Origin of the sequence: Pseudomonas botevensis, from assembly GCF_019145475.1 — a bacterium.
Taxonomy (GTDB): domain Bacteria; phylum Pseudomonadota; class Gammaproteobacteria; order Pseudomonadales; family Pseudomonadaceae; genus Aquipseudomonas; species Aquipseudomonas botevensis.
Genome location: NZ_JAHTKI010000014.1, coordinates 127,748 through 141,439, shown reverse-complemented (window position 1 = coordinate 141,439; position 13,692 = coordinate 127,748). Strand labels below are relative to the sequence as shown.

Annotated in this window: 12 protein-coding genes and 1 pseudogene; 3 read left to right on the top strand and 10 right to left on the bottom strand. The window is 61.6% G+C overall.

Annotated features, from left to right (window positions below):
* Positions 1-274: 274 nt before the first annotated feature.
* Positions 275-704: pseudogene (locus tag KVQ74_RS29315) on the top strand (Fic family protein); the annotation flags it as partial.
* Here the strand turns inward: KVQ74_RS29315 and KVQ74_RS18745 are convergent.
* From KVQ74_RS18745 to plsB, 4 genes are all read right to left on the bottom strand, one after another.
* Positions 701-1,390: a DUF4197 domain-containing protein gene (locus tag KVQ74_RS18745; protein WP_217832656.1), complete on the bottom strand. Its 690-nt coding sequence runs from the start codon at positions 1,388-1,390 to the stop codon at positions 701-703. The pseudogene KVQ74_RS29315 and the gene KVQ74_RS18745 overlap by 4 nt on opposite strands.
* 27 nt (positions 1,391-1,417) lie before the next feature.
* The gene (locus tag KVQ74_RS18740; protein WP_217832655.1) at positions 1,418-1,816 is read right to left on the bottom strand and encodes a YbaY family lipoprotein; all 399 of its coding nucleotides are present in this window, start codon (positions 1,814-1,816) and stop codon (positions 1,418-1,420) included.
* 50 nt (positions 1,817-1,866) lie between these two features.
* Positions 1,867-2,553, bottom strand: a complete 687-nt coding sequence (locus KVQ74_RS18735) for a hypothetical protein (protein WP_217832654.1) — start codon at positions 2,551-2,553, stop codon at positions 1,867-1,869.
* A gap of 96 nt (positions 2,554-2,649) precedes the next feature.
* Positions 2,650-5,148, bottom strand: a complete 2,499-nt coding sequence (gene plsB, locus KVQ74_RS18730; protein WP_217832653.1) for a glycerol-3-phosphate 1-O-acyltransferase PlsB — start codon at positions 5,146-5,148, stop codon at positions 2,650-2,652.
* A 236-nt stretch (positions 5,149-5,384) separates the two neighbouring features.
* On the opposite strand from plsB, the gene KVQ74_RS18725 reads away from it, so the two are divergent.
* Positions 5,385-5,594 carry a cold shock domain-containing protein gene (locus KVQ74_RS18725; protein ID WP_217832652.1) on the top strand — a complete coding sequence of 70 codons (210 nt, stop codon included), beginning with the start codon at positions 5,385-5,387 and terminating at the stop codon, positions 5,592-5,594.
* A 57-nt stretch (positions 5,595-5,651) separates the two neighbouring features.
* On the opposite strand, the gene KVQ74_RS18720 is transcribed toward KVQ74_RS18725, so the two are convergent.
* The 4 genes from KVQ74_RS18720 to KVQ74_RS18705 form a co-directional block, all read right to left on the bottom strand.
* Positions 5,652-6,029 (bottom strand): hypothetical protein, encoded by a 378-nt coding sequence (locus KVQ74_RS18720; protein WP_217832651.1) that lies wholly within the window; start codon positions 6,027-6,029, stop codon positions 5,652-5,654.
* 77 nt (positions 6,030-6,106) lie between these two features.
* Positions 6,107-6,916, bottom strand: a complete 810-nt coding sequence (locus KVQ74_RS18715; protein ID WP_217832650.1) for a putative RNA methyltransferase — start codon at positions 6,914-6,916, stop codon at positions 6,107-6,109.
* Positions 6,916-8,067: a succinyl-diaminopimelate desuccinylase gene (dapE, locus tag KVQ74_RS18710; RefSeq protein WP_217832649.1), complete on the bottom strand. Its 1,152-nt coding sequence runs from the start codon at positions 8,065-8,067 to the stop codon at positions 6,916-6,918. The genes KVQ74_RS18715 and dapE overlap by 1 nt, the downstream gene beginning before the upstream one ends.
* A 239-nt stretch (positions 8,068-8,306) precedes the next feature.
* Positions 8,307-10,898, bottom strand: coding sequence for a glycosyltransferase (locus KVQ74_RS18705; protein ID WP_217832648.1), 2,592 nt, complete (start codon positions 10,896-10,898; stop codon positions 8,307-8,309).
* Positions 10,899-11,122: 224 nt separating this feature from the next.
* Here KVQ74_RS18705 and tcdA point away from each other — a divergent pair, with 224 nt between their 5' ends.
* Entirely contained in the window at positions 11,123-11,941 is an 819-nt protein-coding gene (gene tcdA, locus KVQ74_RS18700; RefSeq protein ID WP_217832647.1) for a tRNA cyclic N6-threonylcarbamoyladenosine(37) synthase TcdA, read from the top strand.
* A 78-nt stretch (positions 11,942-12,019) separates the two neighbouring features.
* Here tcdA and KVQ74_RS18695 read toward each other — a convergent pair whose 3' ends face one another.
* On the bottom strand, positions 12,020-12,424 hold the full coding sequence (locus KVQ74_RS18695; protein ID WP_217832646.1) for a SufE family protein: 405 nt from the start codon (positions 12,422-12,424) through the stop codon (positions 12,020-12,022).
* A complete protein-coding gene (locus KVQ74_RS18690; protein ID WP_217832645.1) occupies positions 12,421-13,626 on the bottom strand; it encodes an aminotransferase class V-fold PLP-dependent enzyme in 1,206 nt (401 codons plus the stop codon). The genes KVQ74_RS18695 and KVQ74_RS18690 overlap by 4 nt, the downstream gene beginning before the upstream one ends.
* Positions 13,627-13,692: the final 66 nt, after the last annotated feature.

The window sequence follows — 13,692 nt, the reverse complement described above, 5'->3', positions numbered from 1 at the left end:
TCGAGCTAACGCTCATTGTGTTGAGTGGTGAGAAGCGGATGCGGGTTTCTCAGGCTTCTTTTGCTTTTGGGAGTGGGCTTGCCCACTAAGGCGGCCTACGAGCCGACCGGGTTTTGGTGGGGGTACATATTCTTTACTGCCGCTGTGGTCAGTTCCCTCTCCCTCTGGGCGGTCCGATGTTTCGGGAGGGCCAGGGTGAGGGCAGCGATCTAAAGTCTGCTGGAAAACTACCAGGAATCCATGAAGCCAACCTGACAACCAGCAATCCCGGCAAGGATCTTCATACCTGCATAGCGAGGTCGATGAACTGGATCTGACGTATTTCATCGACTTCCAGTACTCGGTGATTTTGCGGGCGGTGGGTGGTTTTACTGACGTCTACGCGCAAAAGTACTGGCGTACACCGAAGACTTTGAGCGAAGGCTGACGAGTTCGGGCTTTTTTGATCGCCTGACGGAAAAACAGCGTGCGGTTATCAGGTTGCCAAGAGCGGGGTGGCAAAGGAGTTTACGGCGAGCAATGTGCGGGAGCATCTTGGTTGCGGCTACAACACGGCGGTGTCGACCCTGAACGGTTTGATAGAGTTGCAGAATTTCGAGAAGAGAAAGATGGGGCGCGAGTGGGTATTTTTCTTGCGTGCCCCTTCGGCCACCGGCTTACAGAACGGAAGCGAGAGAGCCCGCTTCCGTGCCATTTCGGCTTAAAGCGTCCCGAACACCTTCTTCGCCAGACTCGTCGCCGCAGCGGCCGGGTTCTTGCGGATGGTTTCTTCCTGTTTGCCGATCATTTCGAACAAGCCGTTCAGCGCCTGTTCGGTCACGTAGCTTTCGATGTTGGCGCTCTTGGCATCCACAACACCAAACGTCGCGGCCTGGCCTGCAAACGAGTTGTACTTTTGCGCCACGCCGACTTTGTCGGTGGCTTGTTTGACGATCGGCAGGAACTTGGCGCGGATCTGTTCGCGGCTGCTCTTGTCCAGGTATTGGGTGGCGGAGTCGTTGCCGCCGCTGAGGATGCCCTTGGCATCTTCCACGCTCATTTTTTTCACCGCATCGACCAGGATCGGCTGGGCCTGGGTCACGGCGGTTTCCGCCGCTTTGTTCATGGCTGTTTCCAGCTCGTCGACCTGAGCGCCCATGCCGAAGGCCTTCATCTTGCCGGCGACTTTGCCGAGTTTGCCCGGCAGTTCGATCTTCACGTCAGGGTTGTTGCTGAAACCGCCCGGGGTGCCGAGTTGTTTGACGGCCAGTTGTGCACCCTGGGTCAGGGCGTCCTTGAGACCGCCGGTGGCGTCGTTTTGTGACAGGTCGCTGAGTGACAGGGCCAGGGCGCTGGCGGAGATCATCAGGCCCGCGCACAGGCCGGCGAAGCGAAGGGTAGGGCGAAGCATGGTGGCTTCCTTGTTCCAGAGTGTGAATTAACGGGCGGCGTCGACGCGGACTTTCAGCGGCTGGGGATCCTTGCCATCGAGTTGTACGGCGTGGTGTTCGGTGGTGATGAACATCAGTTCGCCGTTGACTTCGATGCGTGCGCTGACCGAATAACGGTGGCCCGGCTTGACCTGAGCGGGATCGTAGCTCAAGTGGAACGGCAGCGGCACCTGGCCTTTGACCGGCCCTTTCTGCTCATCCAGCACCACGGCGGGTGCGTCCGCCAAGGATACGTCCTGCAGGCTCACGCTCAAGGTCGCGCTCGGTGGCAAAGCGATGCGTTGCAGGTAGAACACTTCGCCGTCGAGGCCGACCTTGCCAGCAGGGGTGGTCGATTGGCAGGCGCTCAACAGTGTGGCGGCGGCGAGAAGGGTGAGTTTTTTCATCGGGACCTCAAAGACGTTTGCGCCGGAAGAGTCCCGGCGCAAACACGAATCTAGCGGATTTTGGCCGTAGCGTCAGTGAACAAACGTAAGGGCGCTTGCGCCCATTGCGAGAGTTTCTGCGTCAGCCTTCCGGGTTGTCCGAGGGAAACGGGCGCCAGTTCGACGAGCCCCGGAGAGACCGTGATCTGTTGGTGGTAGCGGCTTTCGATGCCGGTCAGTGCGTAGCGTTTTCCCGGTGTTATTTTTTGCGGATCGTACTTGAGATAAAACGAGCTGGCCGTTTGTTCATCGTGCATGACCCGTATCAGTTCGACGCTGGGGTCTGCGACTTCATGCAAACTGACGGTGACGGCCTCTTCGGCTGCAAAAGTATCGGGTTGTTGCACTTCTACATATAACAGTCCGATTGGACTCAGATGGATGGTCTGGCGGTAGGGCGCCTGATTGACGATCACGAAATAGTCTTGTTCGACCAACAACGGTTGTTGGTTATGGAACATCTGCACGTTGATTTGATAGCGGACGCCGATATCGTCGTAAGGATGCAGGAATTGGGACTTCCAGCCTGCCTCAAAGAGTCTGGGGCGGCGCCACTCATCAACGGCGACCACGGATTTGCTATTGATGGCTTTGACGCTGACGACCGTTTCATTATTACCGTCGAACGGTGGTTGAAACTCCGGGGGCAAACTGAAGTTTAAAGTTACAGAGGAGGGCTGTGTATTTAACAGGCTCATCTCGATATCCCTATCGCGATTAATTGATGCGCCCATTAATTCATGAATCAACTAACAGGGGAACAAGCGTATTCCCCTGTTAGTTATCTGCAAGTTTCAGACGGCGGGCGTACTCGCTGTTTCCGCCGCATCTTCGCTGCGATGCAGCGCCACCTGACGGATCGACAGCCGGATATCCGCCGGCAGCACCCGTTTCGCCGCGCCTTCGGCCAGCTCGCCGAGCAGTTCGTGGTAGCTCAATTTGCCTGCTTCGTCGCGACGCAGCACGTCGAGGTCGAGCAGGGTCTGGATGAAGTGACGGAACAGGCTCTTGTCGAAGAACTCCGGCGCGTTCAGGCCATGCAGGATCGACAGGCGCTGGGCCATGACCGTACACAGGTCTTCCAGCTCTTCGGCGCTGATGCTGTTCTGGCCGCTGTTGAGCAGCAGCGAGACGGTCATGTAGAAGCGTTGCAGGGTCTGGGCGATGCTCTTGGACAGCAGGGTCAGCAGCACGAAATGCCGCGAACTCGGCGCCGGGCGCAGGTACACGTCGTTCTCGAAGCGCAGCAGGCCCTGTTCGACGAACGCCTCCAGCCACTGGTCGATCACCGCGTCCAGTTCGTCCAGGCTCCAGCGGATGAACAGCTCCGATTGCAGGTACGGATACAGCGCGCGGGTATAGCGCAGGATCTGTTCGCGGCTCATGCGCGAAGTGCTCTGGAAGAAGCTCGCCAGCAGCGCCGGCAGGGCGAAGATGTGCAGCACGTTGTTGCGGTAGTAGGTCATCAGGACGGCGTTCTGCTCGTCCAGATAGAGGATCTTGCCCAGCGCATCGTTCTGCTCGGACAGCAGATCCATGCTCTTCACATGCTCGATCAGCGCCCGTCCGTCACCCTCCGGCAAGGTGGTGTGCGGCGAATACGGCACCTTGCGCAGCAGCGCCAGGTACAGGTCCAGCACCCGCGCCATGGCGCGGTCGTCCAGCGCCAGGCGGGTGGTCGACAGCAGCGCCAGGGCCACCAGGTTGACCGGGTTGATCGCCGCCGCTTCGTTCAAGTGCCGGGCGACTTTTTCGCCCAGGCGGTTGGTGGTTTCGTTGAGCCACGCCGGTTTGAACTGCGGGCCGAGCTCCTGCTGGCGCCAGTCCGGCTGTTCGCTGTCGAGGAATTCCGCCAGTTTGATCGGTTCGCCGAAGTTGACCGCTACCTGGCCGAAACGCTGCTTGAGCGCGCCGATGACTTTGAAGATGTCGAAGATCGACTCTTTCTTCTTGCTCGCACCCCGCAGTTCGCCGAGGTAAGTCCGTCCTTCAAGGACGCGCTCGTAACCGATGTACACCGGCACAAACACGATCGGCATCCGCGACGAGCGCAGGAAGCTGCGCATCGTGATCGCCAGCATCCCGGTTTTCGGTTGCAGCATGCGCCCGGTGCGCGAGCGGCCGCCTTCGACGAAATATTCGACCGGGAAGCCCTTGGTGAACAGGGTATGGAGGTATTCGTTGAACACCGAGGTGTACAGCGGATTGCCCTTGAACGTGCGGCGCATGAAGAACGCGCCACCACGGCGCAACAGGCTGCCGATCACCGGCATGTTCAGGTTGATCCCGGCGGCGATGTGCGGCGGGGTCAGGCCGTTGCGAAACAGCAAGTAGGACAGCAACAGGTAGTCGATGTGGCTGCGATGGCAGGGCACGTAGATCACTTCGTGGCCGGGGGCGATCTTCTGCACGCCTTCGATGTGGTTGACCTTGATCCCGTCGTAGATCTTGTTCCAGAACCAGCTCAGCACCACTTCGAGGAAGCGGATGGCGGTGTAGGTGTAGTCCGAGGCGATTTCGTTGCCGTAGCGCAGGGCCTGGGCCTTGGCTTTTTCGGCGGAGATGTTTTCGCGTTCGGCCTCATCGAGGATCGCCTGCTTGACCAGCGGCTGATTGAGCAGGCCTTTGACCAGATTGCGCCGGTGGGAAATGTCCGGGCCGATCACCGCCGTTTTCAGGTTGCGGAAATGCACCCGCAGGATCCGCTGGGCCATGCGCACGGTGCGCTCGTGGCCCTTGTTGTGTTCGATCAACTCGCGCAGGTGAATCGGCGCCGAGAACTGCACGCGGGTCTTGCGCCCCAGAATCATGATGCTCAGCAGCCGACGCAAACGTCCGGTGACCGCCCAGCTATCGGCGAACAGCAGTTTCCACGGGCTCGATTCGCTGTCCGGCGACTGGCCCCAGAACACGCTGACCGGAATGATCTGTGCGTCTTCGGCGGCGTTCTGGCTGAGGGCGCTGACCAGTCGGGTCAGGGTTGGCGGGGCGCCGCGCTTGTCCTGGCGACCGAGCCAGTCGGGGTCCGGCGTCAGGTAGAAGAACGCCGCCGGTTCGACCAGCGAACCCACCGATACCGGCAGCACCGGGCGCGGCAGGCCGGCCTTGGTGCATTCGGTGTCGACCACCGCCAGATCCGTGAGCGAAGGATTTTGCAGGACGTAGAACACCGGACGACTGCGGTCGAGGTTGAGAGTGAACGACGACTGGTTGATCGTCTCGGAGCGAACCCAGAGATACAACAGTCGGCGCAAGGTGCCAAACACAAGACGGCGGAACGGGGAACGGGTCATACGGCTTCTGCGTGAGTTGATAAACCGAGCGTTTGCTCGGGCGGTCGATAGTGTGCCGGATTCATGGAAAATCGGCAAAAAAGCAGCGAAGTAATCTCCTGTTGAGACTTTTCGTGCCTGTCATATACTCGGCGGTCTGTCGCCGAGGCCCTTGTATGGACGTCGGACGCAGGCTGACGTTCCTCAAGGCTTTCCTGCGAAAAGCCCGTTCAATAATAAAAAAGGAGTATGAACAGATGGCAACACGTGAAACCGGCAACGTGAAGTGGTTCAACGATGCCAAAGGCTACGGCTTCATTCAGCGCGAAGACGGGCTGGACGTTTTCGTGCATTACCGCGCGATCCGTGGCGAAGGCCACCGTTCGCTGACTGAAGGTCAGCGGGTCGAGTATGCGGTGGTGGAGGGGCAGAAAGGCTTGCAGGCCGAGGATGTAGTAGGCCTGTAACACAAAACCAATGTGGGAGCAGGCTTGCTCCCGCATTGGTTTTGTTTGAGGCTGAAATCAGCTTGTACGCCAGGTGATTTCTTCTTCACCATCGGCACTGATGCGAATCCAGCGATCGGCCGATTCCTCGCCTTCCTCCTCGACCCAGGTGCCCGGTGCGCAGCGCACTTCGACGTTCAGCGCGGCGAACGCGGCGCGGGCGCAGGCGATGTCGTCGTCCCATGGGGTCTCGTCGCTTTCCAGGTACAGGCTGTTCCACTTGCCCACGGCTTTCGGCAGCCAGGTCACGGGGATGTTGCCGGCCTTGCACTTCCAGGTCTGGCCTTTCTGCACCCATTCGCTGCACTCGCCCAGTGCTGAGTCGAGCCAGGCCGAAATGGCCTTGTGGTCGACGTCGGCGTCTTTCAGGTAAATCTCGATGTCCGGTTGGCGCATGGATGTCCTCACTGCGGGTCTGAAAAATCCATTCGCGGATTTAGCCGGCCCCGGGCTGCTCGCCCGAGTCCAAAAGTTTATTGAAGAACGAAATAATCGTAGCGCATCGAGACGGTGGTCTCGAACGGCTCGGCCTGCTCGATCACTGCCGCGCGGCGCTCGGCGCTGGCACGCCAGCCGTGGGGCGTCATCGCCAGCAGGTTGGCGCGATCCGCTGGCTTGTCCAGCGTCAGCTTGAACTCCAGGGTTTCGCTGTGTGCCAGCGCCATGCCCTCGGGCACCAGCGCCAGATGCTTGTCGTCGGTGTACTCACGCACTTCGTCGTACAGGCGTTCACGCAGTTCCATCAGATGGCCGCTGGTCGGCCCGACTTTCATCAGGCCGCCGCCGACGCTGAGCAGGCGCTTGGCTTCTGCCCAGTCCAGCGGGCTGAAAACACTGGCGAGAAACTGGCAACTGGCGGACGCCAGCGGCACCCGGGCCATGCTGGCGATCAACCAGGTCAATTGCGGGTTGCGTTTGCAGGCGCGTTTCACCGCTTCGCGGGAAATGTCCAGCGCGTAGCCATCGGCATCCGGCAGGGCCTCGGCGATCTGCGCGGTGTAGTAACCCTCGCCACAACCGATGTCGACCCAGCGGGCCGGTGCGTAACTCGCCGCCAGTTCCGCCAGACGCCTGGCCACCGGCGCGTAATGACCGGCATTCAGAAAGTCACGACGGGCTTCGACCATCGCCTGGTTGTCGCCAGGGTCGCGGCTGTTCTTGTGTTGCACCGGCAGCAGGTTCAGGTAACCCTGGCGTGCACGGTCGAACCGATGGCCGGCGGGGCAGGCCACGCCGTTGTCCACCGCGTTGAGCGGTTCACTGCAGATCGGGCACGCGAGCATCAGGCGAGCAACTTGATCAGGGTCTGGTAGTAGATCTCGGTCAGCACGTCGAGGTCGGCCGCCAGCACGCGCTCGTTGACCTGGTGGATGGTCGCGTTGACCGGCCCCAGTTCAACCACCTGAGTACCCATGGTGGCGATGAAGCGACCATCGGAGGTGCCGCCGCTGGTGGACGCCTTGGTTTCGCGACCGGTGATCTGCTTGATGCTCGACGACACCGCGTCGAGCAGCGCGCCCGGTTCGGTGAGGAATGGCAGGCCGGACAGCGCCCAGTCGATGTGCCAGTCCAGATTGTGCTTGTCGAGAATGTCGGCGACGCGCTTCTGCAAGCCTTCGACGGTGGATTCGGTGGAGAAACGGAAGTTGAACAACGCCACCAGATCGCCCGGAATCACGTTGGTCGCGCCGGTGCCGGAGTTGATGTTGGAAATCTGGAAGCTGGTCGGCGGGAAGAAATCGTTGCCGTGATCCCAGTGCTCGGCGGCCAGTTCCGCCAGGGCCGGGGCGGCGAGGTGGATCGGGTTCTTCGCCAGGTGCGGATACGCCACGTGGCCCTGCACACCGCGCAAGGTGAGCTTGGCGCCGAGGGAGCCGCGACGACCGTTTTTCACCACGTCGCCGACCAGGGTGGTGCTCGACGGCTCGCCGACGATGCACCAGTCCAGGCGCTCGTTGCGTGCGACAAGACGTTCAACCACAGCCTTGGTGCCGTGGTGCGCCGGGCCTTCTTCGTCGCTGGTGATCAGGAACGCGACCTTGCCTTTGTGGTTCGGGTAGTCGGCGACGAAGCGCTCGGCCGCCACGGTCATCGACGCCAGGCTGCCTTTCATGTCCGCCGCACCACGGCCGCAGAGCATGCCGTGTTCGTCGATCACCGCGTTGAACGGGTCGATCTGCCAGGCGGTCACCGGGCCGGTCGGCACCACATCGGTGTGGCCGGCGAAGCACAGCACTGGGCCGTCGCCCTGGCCGTGGGTCGCCCAGAAGTTATCCACATCCTCGATGCGCATCGGCTCCAGGTTGAACCCGGCATCGCCCAGGCGCTGCATCATCTGCTTCTGGCAATCGGCGTCGACCGGCGTCACCGACGGACGGCGGATCAGGTCGATGGCGAGTTGGAGGGTCGGCGAAAGGTCGGCGTGGGCCGTCATGGAAAACTCCGGAAATCATGAATGTGGGCGCGGACTAATGCGGGCGCGGGCTTGCTCGCGAAGGTGCTTGATCAGCCAACATAGATGTTGAATGTTACAAAGCCTTCGCGAGCAAGCCCGCTCCCGCAGGGATACCGTCCGGTCAGTAAGACCGTGTATCACGCCAAGCCCTGCAAAATGGCGGTTATCTTAAAGCAAAACGGCGACCATAGGCCGCCGTTTAGTGCTTCGATGAGGATTTAGACAACCGGTGCCGGTTCAGGCGCAGTCGCAGGTTTTGGCAGCGACGACAGGAACGCCATGATCAGCGCCGCGACGTACGGCAGCGACTGCACCAGCAGCATGGCGACCCAGAAGCGCATGTCATTGCTCGGAATGCCCTGCACCAGGAAGATCCCCAGCGCCGCACCCCACAACAGCAGCATGATGAACAACTCTTCCCGCGCTTCGGAAATCGCCACCCAGAAGCCATGGTTGTCGGCGTTTTTCGGGGTGCGGAAGAACGGAATGCTGCTGGTGAAGAAGCCGTACAGCACCGCTTTGGCGATGGTGTGCGACAACGCCAGTCCTGCCAGCGCGGCGCAGAATGCATCTTTCAGGTTCACGCCGACGGCGCGGCGGTACAGGAAGATGATCTTGCCGACCTTGAACACGAACAGCGCCAGCGGCGGGATCGCGAAGATCAGCAGCGGCGGGTCGACCCGTTGCGGCACGATAATCATCGCCGCCGACCACAGCAGCGCGCCGACGGTGAAGAAGATGTTCATGCCGTCCGCGACCCACGGCAGCCAGCCCGCGAGGAAGTGGTAACGCTGGCCACGGGTCAGCTCGGTGTCCTTGCCGCGCAGCAGGCTGCGGGTGTGGCGCTTGATGATCTGGATCGCGCCGTAGGCCCAGCGGAAGCGCTGCTTCTTGAAGTCGATGAAGGTGTCCGGCATCAGACCCTTGCCGTAGCTGTCGTGGTAATACGCCGCCGACAGGCCTTTTTCGAATACCCGCAGGCCCAGTTCGGCGTCTTCGCAGATGCACCAGTCGGCCCAGCCCAGCTCTTCGAGTACCGAGCGACGGGTCATGGTCATGGTGCCGTGCTGGATGATCGCGTCGCGGTCGTTGCGGGTGACCATGCCGATGTGGAAGAAGCCTTTGTATTCGGCGTAGCAGAGCTTCTTGAAGGTGCTTTCGTTCTGGTCACGGTAATCCTGCGGCGACTGCACCACGGCGATTTTCGGGTCGGCGAAGTGCGGCACCATGTGCTTGAGCCAGTTCGGATGCACGCAGTAATCGGAGTCGATCACCGCAATCACTTCGGCATCCTTGGCGGTGTGCGGAATCAGGTAGTTCAGCGCACCACCCTTGAACCCGGCCAGTGGCGAGACGTGGAAGAACTTGAAGCGCGGGCCGAGGGTCGCGCAGTAGTCACGCACCGGTTCCCAGACCGCCGGGTCCTTGGTGTTGTTGTCGATGATCAGGACTTCGAAGTCCGGATAGTCGAGGTTGGCCAGGGCGTTGAGGGTCTGTTTGACCATCTCCGGCGGCTCGTTGTAGCACGGCACATGGATCGAGACTTTCGGGCGGTAGTCCGAGTCGCCGACCACCGGCAGGAATTCCCGGCGGCGCTTGTGGATCCACACCGCCTCGGCCAGTTCATGGGCCTCGGTCAGCAGCACGATGAACACCCCGAGCGCGCCGAGCGCCAGCAGGAAACCCACCGTCAGGCTGAACCACGTGCTGTATTGCTGGCTGTAGTCGTAACCGATCCACACCAGCACCGAACCACACAGGAACGCGATAAAGGTCAGGAATGTACGACCACGCTGACGCAGGGCCGAGCCGTCGATCATCAGCAGGGTCAGCGACAGCAGCGCCAGCACCACCGAGCCGATCGCCAGCACCCGCCATTGCGGGATCGCCACCACCGGCCCTTCAAAGTTGAATTTCTGCTGGCGCGCGGCGTTGAACACGCCCCAGTAGGCGCCGACCGAACCTTCGTCGCTGGCCTTCCACGGCTGGTCGAAGGCTTCGATCACGAAGTAGTTGAAACCCTGACGGTTGAGCTTGTTGACCAGCGTGCGCAGGTAGATCGCCTGATCCGCCGGCGACGCGTCAGCACCACCGCGCATGCGCCCGTTGCTCGGCCAGCCGACTTCGGACAGCAGCAACGGTTTTTTCGGGAACATCTTTTTCAGGTCGCGGGCGCGGTCGAAAACGAACTGCCCGGCCTTGTCCACCGGAATGAACTCCCAGTAGGGCAGAACGTGGGCGGCGATCAGGTCGACGTGCTTGGCCAGTTCCGGGTGTTCTTCCCAGACGTGCCATTGTTCGGAGGTGGTCACCGGCACTTTCACCGCTGCGCGCACGCGGTCGAGCAGGACGCTGAGTTCCTTGGCGGTGATTTCCTTGCGGAAGATCGCCTCGTTGCCGACCACCACGCGAACCACGCTGCGCGAGGTGTTGGCCAGTTCGATGGCGCGGGTGATTTCCCGTTCGTTGCGTTCCTGGTCCGGGCTGATCCAGATCCCCAGGGTCACGCGCAGGCCGAACTCTTCGGCGAGTTTCGGAATGTCCTGCAGGGTGCCATCGACCGAGTAGATGCGGATGTTGTCCGTCAGCTTGCTCATGATCTCCAGGTCGCGGCGCATTTCGTCGTCAGTCGGATACTGATCCTTCTGTGGGAACTGGCCCTGCTGGAATGGCGAATAGGAGAAACCGGAGATTTGCTCCGGCCAGTTCGGCGCGGAGACCGGGCGATTGATCAGCGCCCAGAAACCGGTGAACAGGGCGGCGATTGCCAGAACCACCACCAGGTTGAGACCAAATTTACGCGATGACATAGCTGTTTCGGGTTCCGGAGTCTGTGGAACGAAGGTTCGGTTGGCAGGATGGCTGTTACAGATGCAAAGGGCGCGAATCCTACACCGGCGGTTCACTGGTCGTACACCGAACAGGGAAATGCCCGACATTGGGCAATCCGCTTTGACTTAAGTTCTTACACTTGTCGTTTGAAGCTTAAAACTTGTCGCCGGCTCGTCCATAATGCGCGCCGGTTTTTGGGGTAATGGTCATGAGTACAGAAGATCCACGGTTTGCAGGCGTCGCCCGTTTGTATGGCATCGAGGGCCTGGAGCGCCTGCGCGCCGCCCATGTGGCGATTGTCGGCGTCGGTGGCGTCGGCTCCTGGGCGGCGGAAGCCATTGCCCGTTGCGGGGTCGGCGAGATCTCGCTGTTCGACCTCGACGACGTCTGCGTCAGCAATGCCAACCGCCAGTTGCATGCGCTGGACAGCACCGTCGGCAAACCCAAGGTCGAGGTGATGGCCGAGCGTCTGCGCGGGATCAACCCGGATTGCACCGTGCATGCGGTGGCGGATTTCGTTACCCGCGAAACCATGGCCGAGTACATCACGCCGAACATCGACTGCGTGATCGATTGCATCGATGCCGTCAACGCCAAGGCGGCGCTGATCGCCTGGTGCAAGCGCCGCAAGATCCAGATCATCACCACCGGCGGCGCAGGCGGGCAGATCGATCCGACGCTGATTCAGGTTTGCGACCTGAACCGCACCTTCAACGATCCGCTGGCCTCGAAAGTGCGCTCCACGCTGCGTCGTGACTACGGTTTCTCACGCACCGTGACCCGCCATTACAGCGTGCCGTGCGTGTTCTCCACCGAACAACTGCGTTATCCGAAGCCGGACGGCAGCATCTGCTTGCAGAAGAGTTTTGTCGGCGATGGCGTGAAACTCGATTGCGCCGGCGGATTCGGCGCGGTGATGATGGTGACGGCGACGTTCGGCATGGTCGCAGCGACCAAGGCTGTGGATAAACTGGTGGCGGGTGTGCGGCGACCGGCGGATCGGGTCAAGCCTCAGGCTTGAGCGGTCGGCTCAGTCTCCTTCGCGAGCCAGCCCGCTCCCCCGGGAGTCGCATGGCAATGGACTCGCTCGCGAAGGCGGTCAGCCAGCCAGCGCCTTCATCCGCTGCAGCACCGCATTCAAGCCATTGCTGCGCGACGGCGACAGTTGCCGGGAAAGCCCCAACTGATTGAACCAGTCCGGCAAATCCACCTGTTGTAACTCGGCGGCGCTCAACCCGTTGACCCGCGCCAGCAGCAACGCCACCAGGCCGCGAATCATCCGGGCGTCGCTGGCGGCGCTGAATTGCCAGTGACCGTCGTGCAGTTCGCCCACCAGCCACACCTGGCTTTCACAGCCATGCACGCGGTTGGCGTCGCACTTGTCCGCGTCGCTCAACGCCGGCAGACGATCGCCAAACTGCATCAACAACCGCGCCCGCTGTTCCCAGCCGGCGGCGTCCTGAAAGGTTTGCAGCGCTTGGGCGGCGGCGACCGGCAGGCTCATCGCAACAACTCCAGGGCCTGATCCAGTGCGGCGAAGAACCGCTCCAGATCCTCGGAATCGTTGTACAGCGCCAGCGACACACGAATCGCCCCGGCCAGTTCGAAACGCTTGAGCAACGGCATGGCGCAGTGATGCCCGGCGCGCACGGCGATGCCTTGTTCAGTCAGCAGATGCGCCAGATCGGCGTTATGCACACCTTCGACGACAAAACTCGCCAGCGCCAGTTGCGGCTTGCCCAGCAGGCGAATGCCGTCGCGGGCGACGAGGCCGCGCAGTAGGCAGTCATGCAGCGCCGCTTCGTGGGCGGACACCGCGTCCTGATCCAGGCCCGACAAGTAATCGAGGGTTGCGCCGAGCCCGATCACGCTGGCAATCGGTGGCGTCCCCGCTTCGAAACCCAGCGGCGCCGGACGGAAGCGCGCGTCGTGGTAATTGGCGTCCAGCACCATTTCGCCGCCGAACTGCCATGGACGCAGTTGCTCCAGCGCCGCGTTGCGCCCGAACAGCACGCCGAGGCCATCGGGGCCGTAAAGCTTGTGGCTGGAAAATACATAAAAGTCGCAGCCGAGGGCCTGCACATCGTGGCGGCCATGCACCACGCCTTGCGCGCCGTCGACCACCGTCAGCGCGTTTTGCGCCTTGGCCATCGCCAGCAGCGCCGGCAACGGTTGCCACGCGCCGAGCACGTTGGACAACTGACTGACTGCCAGCAGGCGCGTGCGCGGGGTTATCAGGCGCAGGGCGGCGGCGAGGTCGATCAGGCCGTCGCTATCCAGTGGCAGGATCACCAGTTTCAGGTTGCGACGTTGGGCCAGTTGCTGCCATGGCAGCAGGTTGGCGTGATGCTCCAGGGCGCTGATGACAATTTCATCGCCCGGATTGAATACGTGTTCCAGGCCATAGGCCAGGAGATTCAGCGCACTGGTGGCGCCATGGGTGAAGATGATTTGCCCGCTGTCACCGGCATTCAGCCATTGGCCGACCTTCAGCCGACTGTCCTCGAAGGCCTGGGTGGCGTGGGCGCCGGGAAGGTGCTGGGCACGATGCACGTTGGCCGCGCCGTTGGCGTAGTAGTGCGCCAGCGCGTCGAGCAGGGCCTGGGGTTTTTGCGTGGTGGCGGCGTTGTCCAGATAGGTCTGGTCTTGCCGTTGCAGGGCGGCGATGGCCGGAAAATCGGCGCGCCAGGGGGAGAGAATCATCATGCTGTCAGGCCCTGGTGGGTGACGCCGAACCCTGTGGGAGCCGGGCTTGCCCGCGAAGCTTTTGAT